The sequence below is a fragment of the Neobacillus piezotolerans genome (assembly GCF_003362805.1).
Taxonomy (GTDB): Bacteria; Bacillota; Bacilli; order Bacillales; family Cytobacillaceae; genus Bacillus_D; species Bacillus_D piezotolerans.
Map to the genome: position 1 here is coordinate 404,835 of NZ_QNQT01000002.1, position 22,010 is coordinate 426,844.

Annotated in this window: 17 protein-coding genes; 12 read left to right on the forward strand and 5 right to left on the reverse strand. The window is 47.6% G+C overall.

The window, feature by feature from the left end; translation table 11 throughout:
- The 6 genes from DRW41_RS06965 (at position 1) to DRW41_RS06990 (ending at position 7,443) form a co-directional block, all read left to right on the forward strand.
- Positions 1-1,434, forward strand: coding sequence for a lipopolysaccharide biosynthesis protein (locus DRW41_RS06965; protein WP_115451248.1), 1,434 nt, complete (start codon positions 1-3; stop codon positions 1,432-1,434).
- Between the two features lie 80 nt (positions 1,435-1,514).
- Positions 1,515-2,576 (forward strand): non-hydrolyzing UDP-N-acetylglucosamine 2-epimerase, encoded by a 1,062-nt coding sequence (gene wecB, locus DRW41_RS06970; protein ID WP_115451249.1) that lies wholly within the window; start codon positions 1,515-1,517, stop codon positions 2,574-2,576.
- 12 nt (positions 2,577-2,588) lie between these two features.
- Positions 2,589-3,971 carry an O-antigen polymerase gene (locus tag DRW41_RS06975; protein WP_115451250.1) on the forward strand — a complete coding sequence of 461 codons (1,383 nt, stop codon included), beginning with the start codon at positions 2,589-2,591 and terminating at the stop codon, positions 3,969-3,971.
- Positions 3,972-3,980: 9 nt separating this feature from the next.
- Positions 3,981-5,102 (forward strand): glycosyltransferase family 4 protein, encoded by a 1,122-nt coding sequence (locus tag DRW41_RS06980; protein WP_115451251.1) that lies wholly within the window; start codon positions 3,981-3,983, stop codon positions 5,100-5,102.
- Positions 5,099-6,184, forward strand: coding sequence for a glycosyltransferase (locus tag DRW41_RS06985; RefSeq protein ID WP_115451252.1), 1,086 nt, complete (start codon positions 5,099-5,101; stop codon positions 6,182-6,184). Before DRW41_RS06980 ends, DRW41_RS06985 begins: the two co-directional genes overlap by 4 nt.
- Positions 6,185-6,213: 29 nt before the next feature.
- The gene (locus DRW41_RS06990; protein WP_115451253.1) at positions 6,214-7,443 is read left to right on the forward strand and encodes a glycosyltransferase family 4 protein; all 1,230 of its coding nucleotides are present in this window, start codon (positions 6,214-6,216) and stop codon (positions 7,441-7,443) included.
- A gap of 654 nt (positions 7,444-8,097) precedes the next feature.
- Here DRW41_RS06990 and DRW41_RS07000 read toward each other — a convergent pair.
- The 5 genes from DRW41_RS07000 to DRW41_RS07020 all read right to left on the reverse strand — a co-directional run bounded on the left by DRW41_RS07000 (position 8,098) and on the right by DRW41_RS07020 (position 14,581).
- Positions 8,098-9,627, reverse strand: coding sequence for a SpoIID/LytB domain-containing protein (locus tag DRW41_RS07000; protein ID WP_245959369.1), 1,530 nt, complete (start codon positions 9,625-9,627; stop codon positions 8,098-8,100).
- Between the two features lies 1 nt (position 9,628).
- A complete protein-coding gene (locus tag DRW41_RS07005) occupies positions 9,629-10,342 on the reverse strand; it encodes an SH3 domain-containing protein (RefSeq protein ID WP_115451255.1) in 714 nt (237 codons plus the stop codon).
- 158 nt (positions 10,343-10,500) lie between these two features.
- The gene (locus tag DRW41_RS07010; RefSeq protein ID WP_115451256.1) at positions 10,501-12,528 is read right to left on the reverse strand and encodes an N-acetylmuramoyl-L-alanine amidase; all 2,028 of its coding nucleotides are present in this window, start codon (positions 12,526-12,528) and stop codon (positions 10,501-10,503) included.
- Between the two features lie 277 nt (positions 12,529-12,805).
- Positions 12,806-13,849: an LCP family protein gene (locus DRW41_RS07015; RefSeq protein WP_115451257.1), complete on the reverse strand. Its 1,044-nt coding sequence runs from the start codon at positions 13,847-13,849 to the stop codon at positions 12,806-12,808.
- Between the two features lie 102 nt (positions 13,850-13,951).
- Entirely contained in the window at positions 13,952-14,581 is a 630-nt protein-coding gene (locus tag DRW41_RS07020; protein WP_115451258.1) for a YigZ family protein, read from the reverse strand.
- A 413-nt stretch (positions 14,582-14,994) separates the two neighbouring features.
- On the opposite strand from DRW41_RS07020, the gene DRW41_RS07025 reads away from it, so the two are divergent.
- The 6 genes from DRW41_RS07025 (at position 14,995) to DRW41_RS07050 (ending at position 21,901) form a co-directional block, all read left to right on the forward strand.
- A complete protein-coding gene (locus DRW41_RS07025) occupies positions 14,995-16,143 on the forward strand; it encodes a sensor histidine kinase (protein WP_115451259.1) in 1,149 nt (382 codons plus the stop codon).
- A gap of 33 nt (positions 16,144-16,176) precedes the next feature.
- Positions 16,177-16,863, forward strand: a complete 687-nt coding sequence (locus tag DRW41_RS07030; protein WP_115451260.1) for a response regulator — start codon at positions 16,177-16,179, stop codon at positions 16,861-16,863.
- A 319-nt stretch (positions 16,864-17,182) separates the two neighbouring features.
- Positions 17,183-18,022 (forward strand): DegV family protein, encoded by an 840-nt coding sequence (locus DRW41_RS07035; protein WP_115451261.1) that lies wholly within the window; start codon positions 17,183-17,185, stop codon positions 18,020-18,022.
- 622 nt (positions 18,023-18,644) lie between these two features.
- Positions 18,645-19,643 (forward strand): nuclease-related domain-containing protein, encoded by a 999-nt coding sequence (locus tag DRW41_RS07040; protein WP_115451262.1) that lies wholly within the window; start codon positions 18,645-18,647, stop codon positions 19,641-19,643.
- Complete coding sequence (locus DRW41_RS07045; RefSeq protein ID WP_115451263.1) at positions 19,633-21,147, forward strand: ATP-dependent helicase ComFA; 1,515 nt, start codon at positions 19,633-19,635, stop codon at positions 21,145-21,147. The genes DRW41_RS07040 and DRW41_RS07045 overlap by 11 nt, the downstream gene beginning before the upstream one ends.
- A 37-nt stretch (positions 21,148-21,184) precedes the next feature.
- Positions 21,185-21,901, forward strand: coding sequence for a ComFC family protein (locus DRW41_RS07050; RefSeq protein WP_115451264.1), 717 nt, complete (start codon positions 21,185-21,187; stop codon positions 21,899-21,901).
- The last annotated feature ends 109 nt before the right edge of the window (positions 21,902-22,010 follow it).

Genomic DNA, 22,010 nt, shown 5'->3' on the forward strand with positions numbered 1-22,010 from the left:
GTGCTGGCCCAATTTAAGCGTTTAGGAGCGGATTCGCTCCTTTACGCATTTATGAATGTAGGAACAAAGCTGATCGCGTTCATCATGCTGCCAATTTATACGAATTTCCTGTCCACAACCAAGTACGGTTACCTGGAAATTATCGATAAATGGACGGCGATGCTGACGTTTCTGATTATTTTCGGGACCGACTCCGCGTTGTCGTATTATTACTTCGAGACGAAGGATAAGGAAAAAAGGCTCCAGCATGTCAGGAATGTCATGTACTTCCGCCTTGCGATTGTCGGTCTTCTCGCTCTTGCGGTGATTACAGCCGGCCCGCAGATTTCCGCTATGCTTTTTAAAGGGGACAGTGCCCACGTTGACCTATTGTACATTTCAATTGCCACGCTCCTTGTCGATACGGTGACAATTGTCGTCCTGATGGTCATGCGCTTTGATTTTAAGACGAAAAAAGTGGTTGTTTATACAGTCGCAAAAATGCTGTTGATGGCTGTTTTTTCCTACCTTTTCCTAAAATATATGATGCAGTCGGCCGCAGGCATCCTCTGGGGCAGATTTGCGGGGTTCGGGCTTATCTTCCTGCTTATGCTCACAACAAGCTGGAAATACCTGAAGCCCAAAATCGATATGACCATGATGAAGGAAATGCTCAAATACGCCGCTCCGCTAGTGCCCGCATCACTCGCGTTTTGGGTAATTGCCAATCTGAGTGTCTTCATTCTGCAGGCATTTCAACCAATGTCGGAGGTTGGAATCTATGGCGCGGCGACAAGGCTTGCCATGATCATTACCTTGCTGACAAGCGGCGTCCAGATGGCTTGGCGCCCTTATTCAATGAACATTAAGGACAAGCCGTCAAGCCCGCTCTTATTCTCTAAAATTTATATGGCACTATTGCTGCTTGGCATCTTTGGGATTATGGCGATTGCTTCCGCGATGCCTTGGGTTATCCGCATCCTTGGCGAGGAGTATTATGAGGCCTATAAATATGTGGCGCTTGTCTCGGCTGCTGTGTTCCTGAATTTTTATTACCTGATCATTTCGTCAGGGCTGTTTTTTACCAAAAAGACGTCATTTATTTCCCTGGCCTTCGGCATCATCGCGGTGGTGAACATTGTGCTTAATATTGCCTTGATTCCAACCTATTCGATTTGGGGAGCGGTGGCATCCTACGTAATCTCCTATATGCTTGCGGTTGTTTTCATTTTCCGGAAAAGCCAGAAGGAGTATTACGTGCCTGTGTCGTTCGGAAAAATGGCGTTTTTGTTCACCGTGATGCTTGCTGCCGTTATCGGCATTATCTACGCACAGGAAAACGGACTCGGCTGGGCGTACCAAGGGCTCGCATGGCTGGCTGTTGCAGCCGCCATTGTCATTAGCCGTGTCGACAAGGACCTACGGAAAAAGACCGTGGACGTTGTTGCCAGCTAAGGGTCCCATTGTAGAAGTATAATAAAAGTTCTTCCGATAATAGTAAAAGTAAAATAACCCCTGTTTAAGGAGGCAAATCCGTGAAGATTATTACCGTACTTGGCGCACGCCCGCAATTCATCAAAGCGGCGCCTGTATCACGCGTCCTGCGTGAAAAGCACACAGAGATCATCGTCCATACCGGACAGCATTACGACCCGAACATGTCCGATATTTTCTTTGAAGAACTAAACATCCCAAAGCCTGACTACCACCTGGCAGTCGGTTCCGGCAATCACGGCAAGCAGACAGGCGAAATGCTTCAAAAGCTTGAGGAAATTGTCCTGGATGAAAAGCCGGACTATCTGCTAGTTTACGGTGATACCAACTCAACGCTCGCGGGCGCGCTCGTTGCCGCGAAGCTCCATATCCCGGTCATCCACATCGAGGCCGGCCTGCGCAGCTTCAATAAGAAAATGCCTGAAGAAATCAATCGGATCATGACAGACCATGTGTCGGAATACCTGTTCTGCCCGACTGATACGGCTGTCGAAAACCTTAAGAACGAAAACATCACGCGCAACGTTTTCAATATCGGTGACGTCATGTATGACGCCGTCTTGTATAACCGGGCGATTGCCGAGGAAAAGTCTACAATCCTTGAGGAAAATGGCCTCTCGAAGAAGGAGTATCACCTTATCACCATCCACCGCGCGGAGAATACGGATGACGTCCAAATTATGCAAAACATCCTTGAGGCCTTTTCGAAAATCGATACGGTCAAAGTGTGGCCGCTGCACCCAAGGACGAAAAATAAGCTCGCCTCCTATGGCATCGATGTAAATGCGATTCCGAACTTGAAGCTGATTGAGCCAGTCGGGTATCTCGACATGCTTACACTCGTTTCAAACGCGAAGAAAATCATCACCGATTCAGGCGGGGTCCAGAAGGAAGCCTATTTCATGAAAGTTCCGTGCATTACAGTCCGCGAACAGACAGAGTGGGTCGAGACGCTTGAAGAAGATGCGAATATCATCGCCGGGACATCGGTCGAGAAAATCCTTGAAGCGGTCCAAAAGAATGTGTCCCCATCGTATAAGGATGTATTCGGGGATGGCATGGCGTCCGAAAAAATTGTTGAAATCATTGAAACCCAATCGTAAGGTGGACAGGCTATGCTCTTTCTCCTAATCTGGCTTGTTGTCCTTTCGGGCTCCATCTATTTCTTTACGAGGGCGAGCGGGAGCCTGAGCCTTTTAAAGCCGAATATGAATTCAATTATTTTTTACTATTCCTTTTTCATTTCCAGCTATATCGGTGCCCTGCTCATTGCGATGGGCGTCGACCATTACTACATGATCAACAGGATGGTTTTTGATTACAACCGGTATGTCGGCTTTTTCGCCATCTCGTTTGTGATGCTTGTTTTCCCGCTTGTCATGTATTTAATTGGGAGGCTCGTCGGATTTGATGCGAAAAAGGAATACAATGCCTATCTGGAAAAGAATGTTGAACTCCCCTTCGCCGGAAGGAAGGATTTTTTCCTGATTTTCCTCGGGATTTCGCTCGTCTCACTAGCGGCCATTGCCTATACGATGCTGAAAACAACGCATATTCCGATTCTCGACCTTGTCCTCAACAGATCCGGGCTGTCACCGGGGGAATTGAGGATTAGCGCCCAGCGGAACTTCGGGGGGAATGTGCTGATCAGGAATATATTCGCCATCGCATTGACGCCAATCCTGTCCCTTGTGGCCTATGTATATGCCGCGAGGACGAAGGATCCAAAATGGCAGGTCCTCTTTGCTGTATTGTTTTGCGGAGCCATCCTGATCAGTGTGTATGACCTTGCGAAATCACCGATTTTCTTTTACATCATCATGTTCATGCTGCTCATGCTTTATATAGGGAAGCTCCGGTTTACTTGGGGAAGGCTTCTCGCTTGGGGCTCGATTGGCGCTGTTCTGTTGATCGGCATGTACATCGTGATCCAAGGCGTAACGAATATTGATGCGTATCTGTCCTATAACTCGGGTCCAATCGGGAGGATGATCTTCGCGCAGATTGCGCCAACCTTCCTGCATCTCGATACATTCAATGAGGCAATGCCCTTCCTTGAAGGAAGAAGCCTTCCATCCTCGCTCATCGGGCTGTTCGATGTCGAGCAGGTCCGTTCCGCGAGGCTTGTCATGGAAAGGGTCTTTCCTGAAAAGGTTGAACAGGGGACAGCCGGCGTTTTGAATACTCTCTTCATTGCAGAAGCATACGCCAACTTTGGCATGCTCGGTGTAATTGCCGGGACGGTGTATATTGCGACGCTTGTACAAGCATTGTATATCGCTTTTCTAAGGCTGCCGAAGAACCCTGTATTCCTGTGCCTGTTCATTTATTTTACCGTCAACATCCCGCGTACGCTTGTCGGTGGTTTTACCGATTTTCTATTTAATCCAATCTGGGTTATGATTACGGTCCTTTTCGTCGGAATCATGGTATTTATTCGCTTGCGGATCGATTTGTTTGCCTTCCTCCGGCAAAGGAGATCGAGAGTAGGGCGATAGGAGGAAAACATGAAAACTGTACTGCTTTACTATCCCTTTCAGCTTGCAAAAAATGCAAACAGCGGCTCGAAGCTCAGGCCAAGGAAAATGCACGAAGCGTTCCTTGAATGGGGGAAGGAGCGAGGAATTGAAATCCTGCTTTTGTCCGGCCAGTCTAAGGATCGGGCCGCTTTGTTTGAGCAATGGAAGTCGGAAGGGCGACTGGACAATCTTTTGTTCTGCTATATGGAAAACCAGACGATTCCATTTTGGCTGACCGATTCGGGCCATATTCCGAAGCAGCCATTTGTCGATTCGAATGTGATGTCTTTCTTGCGCGGAAAAAATGTCCCTGTCGGGGTTTTTTACAGGGATGTGTATTGGAAGTTTGATGAACTCTATCCATTAAAGGGGGCAAAAAAGGCCCTCATGCAATTTGTCTACCGGATGGAGGAACGATTTTACGAAAAATACTGTAAGGTTGTCTTCCTGCCTAGCGATGCGATGGGCAGCTTTGTCGACATAAATCTTCCAAAGGTTTCCCTGCCGCCGGGCGGAACGGACCGGATTCCGGGAGCTTCAAACGGGAGTGTACCAGGGGAGCCTTCGAAAGCTATTTACGTAGGCGGAATCAACAACGAGGATTACGGACTCTTCCTATTGCTTGACGCGCTTGAGAAAGCCAACGCCGATAAAAAGGTATGCGATTTGACGGTTGTCTGCCGGGAGGACGAGTTTGAAAAGCTTCCGGCCGACAAGAAGGAACGGCTAGAAAGACAAGGAGTGGCGGTGCGCCATGTAAGCGGCGAAGACCTGAATGACCTGTACCTGGAAATGGACTTCGCGTTCATCCCGCGCTACAAAAGCACCTACAACGACTTCTCCGTTCCTGTAAAGCTCGTCGAGTACCTGTCCAATGGCCTGCCTGTCCTCGCGACGAATTGCAGCGCCCAGGAAGAAATCATCGAGGGCGGCGGCTATGGCCTCATCTGTGAGGATAACGCCGCTTCAATGGCCGCGGCGATCAGCCGGATGACCGGGGAAACGGGGAAGTACCGCGAAAATATTAAAGAGACGTTCATCCAAAATCATTCCTGGAAAGCCAGGGTGGAGAAGGTGCATGAAAGCCTGACTGGAGGTGGCGGCCTGTGAAAATCCTTCTATTAGCACCGGGAAGGTCGATCCATACCCATAAATGGGCGCTTTTTTATAAAAATAATGGCATTGATGTGAAAGTTGTCACGTTTGCCGATCACTATTCGGAGGAAAATGCTAAGGAAGTGGAAACAATCCAGCTTCCAAAGCTCCTCCCTGGGAAGCTCTCCTATTTTTCGGGCGTGTTCAGCCTGAAGAAAATCTTAAAGGAATTCAAGCCGGATATCCTTCATGCCCATTACGTATCAAGCTACGGCCTCATTGGCGCGCTTGCGGGCTATAAGCCTTATTATGTGTCCGTCTGGGGCCGCGATATATTCCAATTCCCGCAGCAGGGCTCCGTCAACAGGAAAATCGTTGAATACACGCTTGGCAAGGCGGACACGATTTGCTCGACAAGCCATGTCATGGCGGTGGAGACCAATAAATATACAAACAAGCATATTTATGTAACTCCTTTTGGAGTCGATCTTGAACGATTCAAGCCTTTGGAAAAACCGGCTGGCGAGAGAGGCGAGGAGGATGGCATCACGATTGGAACGGTGAAAGCCCTGTCCGATAAATACGGGATTGCCGACCTCATCAGGGCGTTCGCAATTGTATATGAGGCCTATCCTTCCGCAAAGCTCCTGATTGTCGGCGACGGGCCGCAGCGGGCTGAATACGAGCAGCTGGTGCGGGATTTGGGGATTGGCGATGCCACACAATTTACCGGGCGTGTTCCGAATACCGAAGTACCGGCCTACATCAACCGGATGAATATTTTCGCGGTCCCATCGACGGAGGACAGCGAAAGCTTCGGAGTCGCCGCCGTTGAGGCAATGGCCTGTGGCGTTCCGCCGGTCGTATCGAATGTGGGCGGCCTGCCGGAAGTTGTCATTGAAGGAAAGACCGGTTTTGTCGTGCCAAAAGAAAACCCGAAAGAGCTGTCCGAAGCCTTCCTGAAGCTGATCAAAGAACCGGAAACAAGGCAGGAAATGTCTGTGAACGGAATCCGGCATGTGCGCGACAACTATGACTGGGCGCAAAATGCCGCGGATATGGTTAAGCTATACAGGAAGACGCTGAAGATGGAATAGTTTTATACCAAATTAATGGAGTTTTTAAAATGAAAGTTATCTATTTGTGCCAGCATTTCCCGCCGGAAACCGGCGCGCCGCAAATCCGGGTTTATGAAGTAAGCAAGGAATTGATCCGGCGTGGCCACCAGGCGGAAGTCCTGACCGCGTTCCCGCACCATCCAAAGGGAGTCATCCCGGATGAGTACAAAGGAATGTTTTATAAATTTGAAAATTGGGATGGCATCCCGGTCCATCGCTCATGGATTTATCCATCGCCAAAGGGCAGCTTTTGGAAAAGGCTCGCATCGTATTTTTCGTTTACGTTCAGCGCGTTTTATTCCATTTTCAAGGCGAGGCCGACCGATGTCATCATCTGTAACTCCCCGCCATTGTTCCTCGGGATAACCGGGTACCTTGGCGCGAAAATCAAACGGGCGAAGTTTGTATTCAATGTTGCCGACATATGGCCGGAGTCTGCCGTCGAGCTCGGTATTTTGAAAAACAAAAACTTCATCCGGATGGCGGAGTGGCTCGAGATGTTCCTGTACCGGAAGTCTTGGAAAATCGCGACCGCAACGGAAGGAATCCGCCAGTATATGATTGACAAAGGAAAGAAGCCCGAAGACGTGTTCCTGCTTCCAAACGGCGTCAATACAGAAACATTCAGGCCGATGCCAAAGGATTCTGGCCTGCTTCAGGAGATTGGAGCTGAAGGGAAAAAAGTCTTCATGTATGCCGGTACGTTCGGATATGCACAGGGACTTGATTCGGTCCTCGAGGCCGCAGCGCTGTTGAAGGAGACCGAGCCGGATGCGCATTTCCTCTTTGTCGGGGACGGCCAGGAGCGGGAGAAGCTTCATAAAATGAAGGAAGACCTGAAACTCGATAATGTGACATTTTATGGATCTGTTCCGGTCTCCGAGATGCCTCGCTTATTTTCGGCGGCGGATTATAGCATCGTCTCTTTACGAAACATCGAATTGTTCAAGGGAGCCCGTCCTTCGAAAATTTTCCCGGCGATTTCCTCCGGCGTTCCGGTCCTGTATTGCGGGGACGGCGAGAGTGCTGCCATTCTTGAGGAATACAATTGCGGAAAAATCGCTCCGCCGGAAAATCCAGAAGGAATCGCCGCTGCTATCCGCGAGCTGATGAAAGCGGATGAGACTGAATATGCGAAAATGAGTGAAAACGGCAGGAAGCTTGCCGTCGAACAGTATTCATGGAGCAGTATTGTTGACGACATTTTGGAAAATATTAAAGGCGCGGAGAAGAAATAAGATTAGGTGTGGAGTGCGGGGCTAAGTGCCCCGTACTTTTTTGGTGTGGGATTGTTTTTCTGCTGAGTTTACCGTATTTGAATAGCGTTGAGGTATATATGAGGGTGGGTTTCCTGGCCGATTTGGCTTAGTATCATAATGGTGCTGGCATTGTGCTATTTGTGTCCTAGCTTTTATGAACCGGGTTTCGGAATTTATGAACCGGATTTTAATTTTATGAACCAAGTTATGTCGAAAATGAACCTGATTTTAATTTTATGAACCGCATTAAAATTTAGGAACCGGTCCCAATAATGAACCCCCTATTTCTCCACCAAACTTTGGAACCTTCCTGGAAATACACCCTGCTTCGCCAGGGTGGCCAGCTATTGGCGTACAAGGATGGTTTCCAAATTGGAGGATCCATTTGCTATCAAGCGCTAGCTTTTATGAACCGGGTTTCGGAATTTATGAACCGGATTTTAATTTTATGAACCAAGTTTTGTCGAAAATGAACCGGATATTTTAATTTTATGAACCAAGTTATGTCGAAAATGAACCGGATTTTAATTTTATGAACCGAATTCAAACCCCATTTTAGCTATGAACCATGCTACGATTCTTGCAACAAAATAAAATCCGCCCCAATCGATGATTGGCGCGGATTTTACTTGGTTATTTGGATACAGTCGTTCCCCGGAAGTAGTGGGTGACGATTTGTTCTGCTGTGTAGCCTTTTTCCGCGAATCCTTTCGCTCCGTATTGGCTCATGCCAATGCGGTGCCCCCAGCCTTTTCCGGTCAGGATGACTTCGGAAATGCCGGATCCTTCGCTGGAAACGACGCCACCGGACGTTTGAATCGAAACCCCGGATCCATCAAGTGTAACGGTGCCCTGAGGCGTCTGGACTGTGTAGCCCTTAAGTGTATCGATGGCTTCGGTCCCTGTGGAGGTCTGTACCGACATGGCAGCCGTTTCCCTCGTTATCGAGATATCGAACCAGTTTGAGTAAAGCATATTGTACGCACTTGTTTCTTCGATTGGGAATAACTTTCTAATCTGCGATTCATTTCCCGTAATCGTTTTTGTTCCAGCCGATGTTTCAACCGTAACACCCCTTACTTCGCCATTCATCCCTGTTTTTGAAAGGGTAATGTTGTAGAGTGTGGCTGTTTCCGGATAGCCGAACGATTTTAGGATTGTGGATGCAGGAAAGACTTTCGTCCATGATGTATACTTCGATGTTTCATACGGGTCATCGACGGAAATGAGATACGGATAGTAGGATTGGTTGGAATTCCAAACATCGCCCACGTTCGCTGTTTTTCCGCCGCTTGTGGAAAAGAAGTACGTTTCGGCCACTTTACCACCGTATTTGACTAATAGGCCTTCTGTTTCCTTGATTGCCGCGTTCGACCTTGAGTCCTCAGCTGTATAGCCGCCGTAAACCTGGCTTGCAGCCGTGTTGGTCAAAGCCCTTATCCTTGTTGCATACGTCCGCGCGACGATTGCCTGCGCCTTTAGGGCTTCCTTGTGCCAGGAGGCCGGCATTTCGCTCGGAACAACGCCTTTAAGATAATCCTCCATCCCGAGTGTGTTCAAAACTTCCACCTTCGATCCGTTCGGCTTAAGGAAAAAGCTTCCGCGGTATATTTTTTTGGTGTCGTTATTTATTTTCGTTAGTGACTCGGATGGCGCATCGAGAAGGTTGACATACGTAAATGGCACCCAGCCTGTTTTCCCTGATGCAGATACCCTGTACCATACCTGTCCCTGCGAATTGGTGATTTCCTCAAGGAAATCGGCTGTATCGGTTGCCTGGAAAGTATGGATGACATCATAGCCGGTCGAGGCGCCGCGCCTCATGTCGGTTTCATAGGTGAAAAAAGCGATTTTTTTGGTTGAAGTAACTTCCTGGAGATCGAACCCCTTCGCGGAAGTTTGGCTGAATCCGGTATAGGTTACCGTCACGCCGGCTGTTTCCTTTTTTACCGAAATGGCGGTTTCGGGAGGAATACCCTGTATTTTCCCGGTATCTTTGTTAACAAGCTGGTACGTGCCGTTCAATACCATTGGAAAGCTCGATGCAAGGAAAATCGAGACATCGACTTTATTTTGGTACTGAACCGGCTCGGCCGCTTTTCCTGTTGGCGGAAAAGCGGTTAATAAAAGCAGAAGGCAAAGGAACGGATAAAGTTTTTTCAACTTACTTCACCTCGCCAAGGGTGCTGATCATCCAGCCCCGAACTCCGGCGGAGGTTTCAACGTTGTACCAAGTTTCCCCGTTTGAGTTTGTGAACGTGCTCAAGTATTTCAGATTTGTTCCCGCTTTAACAGTTGCAACAACCGTGTAGATGGTTGAAGCCCCTCTGCGGATATTAGCTTCCGATTTAACTGTGACAGTCGTTGGCGCGGTCACGGTTGGCTTAGTTGTCGAGACATCGCCAGAGAAAACCCAACCCAAAATGCTTGGTGAAACTTCAATTCTGTACCAAAGGCCTGTGGCAACCGTTACCGAACCGACCACTTTCAGTGAACTCCCGGCTGGTTTTGAGGCAAGGATTTTGTATTTAGTGGATGCACCTGAGCGGATGTCGACAGAACTCTTCGCATAAACAGTTGAAGGCAGCTGTCCTTCAGCAGGCGGCGGTGGAGGTGGAGGTGTCTGGTTGCCGATTTGCGCCTTAAGGCTTTCGATTTCCTGCTGCTGTTTTGCGATTTTTGCTTCTAGATCCGTTGTTTTTGTTTGGAGCCCGGTTATTTTCGTATTTATTGGAGTAAGCTGCGATGTTACCCAATCAACGCTCGCAAGGACAACGTTTCCGGCAGCGTTCATTCCCGTAGGAGTAACAATGATGGCTCCCGCGCCAATCCCAAGTGCGATTGCTCCTGCCGCGATTAGTTTTTTCGTTCGTTTCATTTGTTAAAAACCCCCCGTATACATGTTTAAGAGAAAATGATAAGGGTAGAAGAAAAGCGTTGTCCCTATCATTTTCTCTAGAATACTAGTACTTTAAGAATACCGCAAATTCGCTACTGTTTGTTAAAACAGCAGCTTCTTCATGCGGATTTTACTACCTATAAGTTGCTGAAATACTGTTCAAGCCCTTTACGGATGCCGATCGCCGAATTCTTCTTAAATGTATCGGAGCGCATAAGGGATTCTTCGGTCCTGTTCGAAATGAAAGCAAGTTCGACAAGAATGCTTGGCAGCTCGTTTATGCGGTTTACATAAAATGCCTGTTCCTTGATGCCCCTGCTTGGCGTTCCAATGGATGAGACGAGATTCCTTTGGATATCACTTGCCATTGCGGCGCTCTTTACGCCATTGAAGTTGACAGTCGTATTGTAATACGTTTCCGTTCCTCTTGGAGTCCGGGAAGTATTCGCATTCGCATGCAGGCTTATAAATGCATCGTAATCGGATGCATTCGCGATGGCGGTTCTTTGTGAAAGTTCCAGGAATACGTCTGTCGACCGGGTCATGTATACAATTGCCCCATAGCTCTCCAATTCTCTTTTCAAAAGAAGTCCTGTGGATAGGACTACATCCTTTTCTCTTAATCCAGTTGGGCCGACTGCGCCGGAATCCTTGCCGCCATGGCCGGGATCAAGAAGGATTTTTTTCCCCAATAGCCCTGTCTCCATGACTTTGATCGATACCTCAGTCTTGCTGTTGCGGATGGTGAACGTATGCCCTGGCTGGAAGGTCAGGATTGCAATTTTATCCCCGGCGCCTGAGTTCTGTACGGTAACCGATTCGATTCCTGGCACATTGGCCATAGGCGTTTCAACATCTGTCAGGCCGCCGTATAATTTCAACTGGTTGCCTGATATTGAATATTTAAATTTGTAGTTGGACGACTTTTTCCAGACGAGATACTGTTCTCCGTTCTTAATTTCATAAATTGGCGCTGAAAGTTTTCTTATCGTAAGGGATGTAGGGGAGGTAAGCGATTTGTCCACCCATCCGCGGATACCGGCCGATGTTTCTACGTTCAGCCAGCCATTCAGCTCATCCAGGACTATTACAGACTCGTTTTCTTTCAAATATACATTAACGGAGTAATTGGTGGAAGCTCCGCGCCTGACCGGTGCTTTGCTCATTCCATATACATATTTGATTTCACTTTTCGAAGAAACTAGCTCATCTTTAGGCACCCAGCCGGCAACCCCAGTTGGCGTTTTTACATTTAGCCACGTTTGCCCCATGGAGTTGGTGAATTCCTGTATAAAAGTAACAGTGCTTAAATATCCTAATTTTTGCTTTATTTTATATTGATAGCTGGCTCCGGAATATAGGGATGTATTCCTAGTGGCAACATATCTTGTAGGAGAAACATATACTGGCTGCTGCGAAACGACCGACTCGTGCACCCAGAGGTTTTGGTTTGACGGGGTTAGCACTTTGTACCATACATCGCCATCCGCATCCGCCTGCTGCTCTAGTGCCGTAAGTTTGGTTCCTTTTGGATAGGCTTCCATTACATCACTGTCCATTGAAGGGCCGTTACGCACATTTGCTGAATCGACACTTACATAAAGCGGCATGTCCAATGCCTGGGCGGTGCTCACGAATGAAGAGGGAATCCACCCTGCGACAGCAGGTGTTGCCTGGACCCTTAGCCATATTTCACCCGACGGGGAAGTGAAGGTGGCCAGGACAGGCACTTTGGCATTAAAGGATAGATAGGCATTGACTGTGTAGGAAGCTGCGGCTCCGCGCCTTACTTCCGCGTTGTTTGTATACGAATAAACATCTGAGCCAATTCCGGGAACCCCAGTTGGAGGCTCTACGGCTGGTGGCACAGGCGGTTCCGTTTCATCCATTTTTTTGAATTGGCTTGCAGGCGCCCAGCCTTTTACTGTTCCAAGGTCGACCCTGTACCATAGTTGGCCAAAGGAATTTGTAAATTGATCAATGACAGTAACTTTTTGGCCAGAGGTTATAAAAGTAACGACCGGGTAATTCACGGTTGCCCCTTTATGTATTTCGACTCTCTCGGCTGTAGTTAACTTGGTTGGGAATCGTAACTCTTCTGCACCAGCGAGGACAGGAAACAGAACCGTTGTTGCAAGGACAGAAGAGGCTAAAAACTTTTTCACGTTATCGTTATCCCTCCATCGAATATTCAGATTCATTACCTATTTTAGCGGAATTTGTCAAACATTCCAATGCGAATATAGTTCTATTCTGGCAGTTTGGGAGATTTATGGTCAAACTGGAAAAGTGGTATTTGCGTTTAAACGTGCGGTACATAAGGATTTCTGGGGAAAAGGATATGGCTATGGAGGAATAATTTACCTGTCCTTTCGAAGCAAAAAAGCTCCCGCCAACACGGCGGAAGCTTTTGAAACAACTATTTTCTTGATAAAAGGTCAACTACTCATTCCGGCCGTCCCCGTCGCCGTCAAATCCCGATGCAGCTGCGGAATTTGCCGAACTTGAGCCTGCCAGCGAAGATGAGCCGTCTGGGCTCTCACCCCTCGCCTGTGTAAGGAGCGTGGTGAGCTGGGCGAGTGAATCCTCATCCGGGATGAAATAGGAACCATTGTTGATCATCTGGTCGGAGCCCTCAATCTTAAGATTTTCAATCGGGGCGTTTTTTAGCTTGGAATATAGTTTTACAAAACTAACAAACTTGGATGGAGGAATGTTCGTCTTCACGTTATTCCCCATATCGTCAATTAAATTATCAATCTTTGTTATGGATGTGAACGATGTACCCTTGTCGATAATGGCCTTAATCACCTGCTGCTGGCGCTCGTTCCGGCCATGGTCGCCGTTCGGGTCGGTTTTCCTCATCCGTACATAGGCAAGCGCTTCGTTTCCGTTCAAATCCATCTCACCCTGATAGTAAGTTTTCCACTTCAAGCTGCCGGTCAGCTGCGCCTTGAATGTAAAGGGCACATCGACCTTTACGCCATTCAGCGTATCGACAACATCCTCAAATCCGTCGAAGTTGGTTGAAATATAGTAATCGATTGGAACGTCAATAAGGCTTTGCACCGACTTGATGGTCGTTTCGATTCCGCCATTCCCGTAAGAATGGGTGATCTTCGTCTTGTAGCCTACTTCATCAATATACAGCCTGGTATCCCGCGGGATGCTCAGCATGTAAATTTTCTCGGTTTTTGGATTGACGGTCGCAAGCATCAGGACATCCGACCGTTCCCCGCCACCTTGATTTTCGATCCCGACAAGCAAGACAGTGAAGGGGTCCTTTGTAACCTGCACGTCAGGGGCTTTATTATCGGCCTCGAGCTGATGGTAGATTTTCTTTGAAGCTTTCTGGGTACTATAAAAAATCTCATATGCAAAAAAGGAGACGGTTCCAACTATAATAAATGCCATCAGCAGGGCAAATACGCGGAAAACCCGTTTTTTCCTTTGCTTCTTCCTTCTTAATCTTGTATTTTCAATCATGGGTAATCCTCACTTTAGTAGAAATAGTGAATGAAAATATCTTGCGGCAATACTTTATTCTATAGTAATTTCCAACTAGAGTAAATAGGATTATTTTTCAATTCAATTTTCTTCCAAATAGCTTAGGCCGCCTTTCGTGATTGATGCCTGGCCGTTTGTCAGCTCAGTCATCCAGGCAGTAAACGCCACTGCCTCATTTTCCTTCACAAAAATGTCGAAAATGGCCTGTTCCGCATAGTCTACTCCATTCAGGATGTAGGGGGCATTCCTTAATTCGTTGTCAAGTTTCCCAATCCATGTATAGTCGACGGATACCTTCATGTTTTGCATAAGGACTCTTTGGACAATCCCCGTTGCGTTAAGCCCTTCTGAAGCCGATTTGCCATAAGCGCGGATCAATCCGCCAGCGCCAAGCTTGATTCCTCCAAAGTATCTTGTTACAACAACGACAGTGTCCTTCAATTTTTTCTTTTTTAAAACCTCTAAAATCGGAACCCCTGCCGTGCCGCTCGGTTCGCCGTCATCATTCGCCTTTTGGATTTGATCATTTTCACCTATGAGGTAGGCGGAACAATTGTGGGTCGCATCACGGTGAAGCCGCTTGATTTCCGCAATGAAATCCTGTGCCTCGGCTTCCGATTCCGCGCGGGCGCAATGCGAAATAAACCTTGATCTTTCGATGATGATTTCATGTGTGCCTGTTTGTTTCACAGTACGATAAGCAGCAAGCATTGATGGGCTCCTTTCTATCCTACAAGTTAAACTACCCCTATTTCGATATTTCCCAACCTAAAATATAGTCCTTTTTAGCCAAAAAGACTAAAATATTTCAACATTGAAAATCTTTGCATGCTATAATTATTACGGTTTGTGTAGGGTTATTTTAGCAGATGAGGAAAAGCTATATTTCTTGTTTAGTTAAAAAATACTAGTACAATGAGGTTTAGCTTTCCTTCCTATAGGCTAAAGGATTTAGATAGAGAAATCAATCGTGAATCAAATTGCCGATTTTTGGCGAAATTCAACTTTTATGCCAAATAGAGATAGTTTCGTTCAAACTTTCACGATAAACTAGGAGAAAAGGGCTTGATATGCCAAACGGCGGCCGGGCTCGAAACGGAGTTTAGGTGGGGCGGAGAAATGCTATGGGTATAAAAGATTTTGACACGAAAACACTCGACATCATTCTTGAAAGAATGATTGAATCTGTCGGGAAAAGCAAGAATGAGATTTTCAGGATCGGCGAGCAATCCAGGGCCGACCATGAAATGCTCACTTCTGAAATGGCAGAGGTGGAGGAGTTGACTGCCAGGGTCATATCCGAGGGAGACCGGCTTGAAGGACAGGTGCGCAAAGCACGTGATGTCCTTACCGAGGTAAGTATGCACTTTAAGGATTATACCGAGGATGAAGTGCGTGAAGCCTATGAGGAGGCGCATCAGCTACAAATGGAGCTGACCCTCAACAGGCAGATGGAAAGGCAGCTCGGGGAGCGGAAAAAAGATTTGGAACGAAGGATGCGCTGCATCCGGGAAACAATCGAACGAGCTGACCACCTCGTTTCACAAATTTCGGTCGTGCTGAATTATTTGATGAGCGATCTGAAGGAAATGGGCGAAATCCTTGAAGATGCCAAGCTAAAGCAGGAATTCGGCATAAAAATCATCCAGGCGCAGGAAGAAGAGCGGAAGAGGCTGTCACGGGAAATACATGACGGGCCGGCTCAAATGCTAGCAAACGTGATGATGCGCTCCGATTTGATTGAGCGGGTTTACCGTGAAGACGGAATCGAAGCGGCGATCGCCGAAATTAAAAGCTTTAAGCAAATGGTCAGGACCTCGCTGTATGAAGTCCGCAGGATCATTTATGATTTGCGCCCAATGGCCCTGGATGATCTTGGGCTTGTGCCGACCCTCAAAAAGTACTTGCGGACAATAGAAGATTATTACAAAACAGTGAAAATTACTTTTATGACCTTGAAGGAAGAGCGGCGCCTTCCCGCCAATTACGAAGTAGCGCTGTTTCGGCTTATCCAGGAATCGGTCCAAAACGCGCTTAAACATGCGGAGGCTGATGAAATCCAGGTGAAGCTTGAAATTTCGGAGAAAGTTGTTACTGTCGTTGTAAAGGATGACGGCAAAGGATTTGATCCGAAGAAGCGCAAATACAATTCGTTTGGCATAATGGGAATGAAGGAAAGAGTCGACCTTTTGGGGGGCCAGTTTGCCATCTCCTCCAAGCCCGGACAGGGAGCCGCTGTGATTATCCAGGTTCCGGTTCCGGATGGAAAGTAATTGGCAGGCAGTAGTTACAAGGAGGCGATTGGATTGAAAACGAAAATAGTAATTATCGATGACCACCAGCTTTTTCGTGAAGGCGTAAAAAGAATCCTCGAATTTGAGAAGTCTTTCCAGGTTGTTGCCGAAGGAGACGACGGCACTGCAGCGCTTGACTTAATCCGTGAGCATGATCCGGATGTTGTCATAATGGATATCAATATGCCTACCATGAATGGGGTGGAGGCAACCGGCCGCGTAATGGAGCGGTATCCGGAGGCGAAGATTATCATCCTGTCCATCCATGATGATGAGAATTATGTGATGCACGCGCTTCAGACAGGCGCCCGCGGCTATCTTTTAAAAGAGATGGATGCCGACGCGCTTATCGAAGCTGTCAAGGTCGTTGCCTCCGGAGGCTCTTACCTCCATCCGAAGGTAACACATAACCTTGTAAACGAATACCGCCGCCTTGTCGGATCCGGTGAAGAAAGTGCTGCCGCAACACTGCAGCAGCCTGAAATCCGCCGCCCTCTTCACCTTCTTACGAGAAGGGAGTGCGAGGTGCTTCAAATGCTGGCTGATGGAAAAAGCAACCGCGGCATCGGCGAAGCCCTTTACATTAGCGAAAAAACAGTCAAGAACCATGTAAGCAATATCTTGCAAAAAATGAATGTGAACGACCGTACACAGGCAGTCGTCGTGGCCATTAAAAACGGCTGGGTGGAAGTGAAATAATTTACTTCCTGCCTGCGGACCAATCGAATCAAGCACGGCTGATAATGCTGGGCGGAAGCTTGGATTTGGAATGGCGAAAGTGTCCGGGCGGAAACATCCAGCAGGAAATTGGTGTGCGCTGTCACAACATACATAGGTGCAACAGGGTACATTGGCAAAGAACACGGGAGAATTCCCGTGTTCTTTTTTCAAAAAAGAGAGGGTAAGGGGGATGCTATCTCGACAATGCATGGATCATCGCTGATTGTGATTATTGGATGCATTACTCACGGGGATTGGGTACAATGGAAGGGATGAAAATTGGATAGGGATGGTAACTATGAGAACCGTAGTCGTAACAGACAGTACAGCCTATATACCCCGTGAAATGCGGGAAAGCTTGAATATATACATGATCCCTTTGAATGTCATATTCGGAGAGGAAGCATACCAGGAAGAAGCGGAACTGGGAGCGGCAGAATTTTACCAGGAGGTCAAAGCGAAGGGATTGCCCACTACCTCCCAGCCGCCGATTGGACAGTTTGTCGAGCTGTATGAACAGCTTGCGCGCGATTATGATGCCGTTATAAGCATCCATTTATCAAGCGGGATCAGCGGAACGTACCAGGGTTCGGTCACCGCCGGAGGTATGGTGGAAGGAGTAACGCTTTACCCGTTCGATTCGGAAATCAGCTGCATGGTGCAGGGATTCTACGTCCTTGAGGCGGCTGAAATGGCACAGCGCGGCGAAAATCCTGATGCCATTCTCGCCAGGCTCGAGGAAATGAAGCAAACCGTGCGCGCCTACTTCATGGTCGATGACCTAACACATCTCCAACGGGGCGGCCGCCTCTCAAGCGCCCAAGCTATCATCGGAAGCCTGCTCCAAGTAAAGCCGCTCCTCCATTTCGAGGACAAAAAAATCGTACCCTTTGAAAAAATCCGCACCCGGAAGCGGGCCATGAACCGAATCGTCGAACTGCTTGGCGAAGCCGTCTCTGAAGGAGGCCAATACCGGGCCGTCATCATCCACGCCAACCGCGAGGAGGAAGCTATTGAATGGAAAGCCGAATTGGAGGAAGCCTTCCCCCATGTCGAATTCATGATCAGCTACTTCGGCCCCGTCATCGGCACCCATCTAGGGGAAGGCGCGATGGGGATGGGGTGGTATCGAAGGTAAGGATTTGTAAATATTGTTTTGGAGCCACCCTTGCGGAGCAGGGTGGCTTGTTCATTTCCTGAAAGTATCAAATTTTGGTGGGAAAGAGGGGGTCATTATCGGAGTCGGTTCATAAATTTGAATCGAGTTTATAAAACAGCTCTATCGGTTCATAAAATTAAAATTCGGTTCATTTTCGACAAAACTCGGTTCATAAAATTAAAATCCGGTTCATAAATTCTCAAACCCAGTTCATAAAAGCTAGCGGCTGCTAGCAAATGAATCCTCCATAGGAAACCATCCTTGTGCGCCAACAGCCGGCCACCCTGGCGGAGCAGGGTGGCTTGTTCATCTAAAAACGGAAGCCGGGGTTCAAAATCGGGAGCTCGTTTATAAATCTAGAACCCGGTTCATAAAACAGCTCGATCGGTTCATAAAATTAAAATTCGGTTCATATTCGACAAAACCGGGTTCATAAAATTAAAATCCGGTTCATAAAAGCTAGGGACTGCTAGCATTTTGCCATGTAGATCGAGAAATTTGACTTAAATTCAAAAAATGTTCAAAAACTCCACTAAAACCAGGAAGGGAAAATGATTACGAAAGAGAAATTCAACATTAAACTAAAAAGGAGTGAAATTTATTGGTAGTAAAAGTAAGAACAATCCCTCTTCGCATCCTCAAGGATGAAGCTCTCCTCCGCAACATTTCCCCTCAATGCCCAGATTATTCAGTTATTGAAAACGATTATTATCGTCGAAAAGCAGGTTACTGGGGAGAAACCCAGATTGACCACTATTTACGACTCCTCCCGAAAGATGGCTATTATATTCTGAATGACCTTCGTATTCCCTTCGCCGGCCGCTATTTCCAGATTGATTGCCTTATTCTAACAGCCAGATATTGCCTAGTAATTGAATCGAAAAACATTAAAGGAATATTATTTTTTGACCATGTATTTGACCAACTCATCCGTACAAATGGCGATTTACAAGAAGCATTCGAGGATCCCATTACTCAAGCAAAAAATATCCTCCTGCAGCTAAAAGCTATTTTGAAAGAGCTGGTTCCCAATTTGCCATTCGACTTTATTGTTTCTATCGCGAGCTCTAAAACGGTTCTAAAATCAGATTCCCAACCAATGAAGCAGGTTTGCCACGCCTACAGTCTTGTCCAAAAAATCTTAGAGATGGATAAATTTTATTCCAGGGAGGCCTTAAACAATTTTGAAATCGAAGAAGTATGTAAATTGCTTCTTAAACTACATAGCCCTGATCAGCCAAATATAATGAAAATTTACGGTTTAACGGATAGGGATATTTTAAAAGGAATATATTGTCCAAAATGCGCAGAGAAAATGGCTCTGCATAATACAAAATGGATTTGCCGCAAATGTGATTATCATTCAAAGGATGCCCATGTACAGAAAATAAAGGATTATTTTCTCATATATCGGCCATTCATCACAAATAAGCAGTTGCGCTTTTTTCTTGATATTCCATCCAGGCGCTCCGCTTATCGTATGTTAACAAGTTGCCAGCTGCGTCTGACCGGTAACGGGAAAGGCAGAATCTATTATGCCCCTCCTTCTTTTTCCCCTAACGAAATAGCGATAGCGGAGGAAGAACAGGATGAGATTTAACAGTACACTCAATCGAATCACCCCCATCAACCCAACCTATTCAAAACACGGCCATCCTGAATTCCCGCCCGGTACACTTCGTATCTCCCAAATCGAAACAATTCCGCAGCCGACGCCCAATCCAAATTACACATTCAATCCGGATCTCCAGCAAATCCTCGCCGGAAAGCAACTCCTCCTTGATGACCTCGGAATGCCACTAGAAGAAATCCAGGCCCATTATGAAAATGGGTTTATAACCTTCCGTAAAGGAATTGAACGCCATGGAAAAAAACCAAGCTGCTCTCGCTGCGGGAACAAGGATCCCGGGCTGTTCGCCTCGTTTGCATGTTCACGGTGCGGGGAAGTGTGCGTCTATTGCCGGAAGTGCATCATGATGGGCCGGGTTAGTGAATGCACTCCACTTATAGGGTGGACCGGTCCAGAGCCGTCCTTCAAAAATCCCGGAAAAATCCTCGAATGGCAGGGGACACTATCCGACGGCCAGCAGATTGCTGCAACCCGCGCTGTTGAAACCGTCCGGCAGCATGCTAGTTTGCTAGTCTGGGCTGTATGCGGAGCGGGAAAAACCGAGGTGCTGTTCCCGGCGATCGAAGCGGCTATAGCAGACGGAAAACGGACCTGCATTGCTACGCCGCGGACCGATGTCGTCCTTGAACTAGCCCCCCGCCTTAAGGAGGCATTTCCCTCTATAAAAATCGCTTCCCTGTACGGTGGGAGCGAAGACCGCCACACTTACGCCCAGCTGACGATTGCCACGACTCACCAGCTGCTCCGATTCCGCCAGGCATTTGACACAATGATCCTTGATGAAGTCGATGCTTTCCCGTACACGATGGATGAATCGCTCCAATTTGCCGCCGAAAAGGCGAGAAAGCTGGGCTCCTCAATCATCTATCTTACCGCTACCCCAAGCAGGAAATGGCAGGCGGAATGCCGGTCCGGAAAACGGCCTTACGTGACAATCCCGGCGAGGTTCCATCGCCATCCCCTTCCCGTCCCGGAATTTTCCTGGTGCGGCAACTGGAAGAAACAGCTTCAGAAAAAACAGCTCCCAAAAGAATGCATGAGATGGATTAACGACAGGATCAAAACAGGGAAGCAGGCGCTGGTCTTTTTCCCGCATATCGAATCGATGCAGGCCGCCTTGCCAATTTTACAAAAATTTCATAATAGAATTGAATCGGTCCACGCCGAAGACCCTGATAGGAAGGAAAAAGTCCTAAGGATGAGGAACGGCGAGACGCCAATCCTCCTGACCACCACCATCCTTGAACGCGGCGTAACCCTGGCAAACATTGATGTTGCTGTAATCGGTTCCGAGGACAGGATTTTTACCGAAAGCGCCCTCGTCCAAATTGCTGGCCGCGCCGGAAGGAGTGCCAGCTACCCAACCGGAACTGTCACGTTTTTTCATTTTGGAAAAACAAATGCGATGGTCGATGCCCGTAAGCAGATCCTTTCAATGAACAGGGAGGGGAAAGCCAAAGGGCTACTTGACTAAAGTCGTGATTCACGGATTGAAAAGAGGAGGCCATAAAATGCTTTTTACAACCATCCGCTGCCTGCTGTGCGGAAATGAAAGCGACGAAGAGGAATCATGGACAAACCTGTTTGCAAAGGCAAGCGAATACATCACTTGCGAACCATGCAGGAAGCGCCTCAAAAGGGTGGACGGAAGCCAATGCGGCATATGCGGGAGGCCTTTTTTAGGATACGACGAGAAGTTCCGTGTAGGGGAACTTTGCGGTGATTGCCACCGCTGGGAACAGGACGTGGAGTGGGCAGGAGTTCTTACCCGCAATCGGTCGCTATACGTTTACAATGATTTTTTAAAGGAGGTGATTGCGCGTTTCAAGTACCGTGGTGATTATATCCTGGCAAAGGTTTTTAGTGAATTGGCCGCTGAAGAAATTAGAAAATTGAAGCCAGACATTCTCGTTCCAATCCCATTGAGCCCCGAAAGGATGTACGAGCGCGGCTTCAACCAGGCGGAAGCCATTGTTAGGGAGTCAGGGCTGCGGTATGAGATGCTGATTGCCCGGGACCATGGTGAAAAGCAGTCGAAGAAGTCCAGGGAAGCACGCATCCACCTTCCGCAGGTTTTCCGCCTTGTTGAAAATCCCGTATGTACCGGGAAAAATATCCTTCTAATAGACGATATTTATACAACCGGTTCAACCCTTCGGCATGCGGCCAAACTCCTGAAGGGGGAGGGAGCCTGTCAAATCATGTCACTCACAATCGCCCGCGGCTGACTCGGAATTTACGCATTTTCGACAAACTGAGATTACCTGCAGAACCCGAAATATTAGCCAGAAATACCCTCGGAATTTATGTGGAAAAAAGTTGTCACTATTTCCTTAG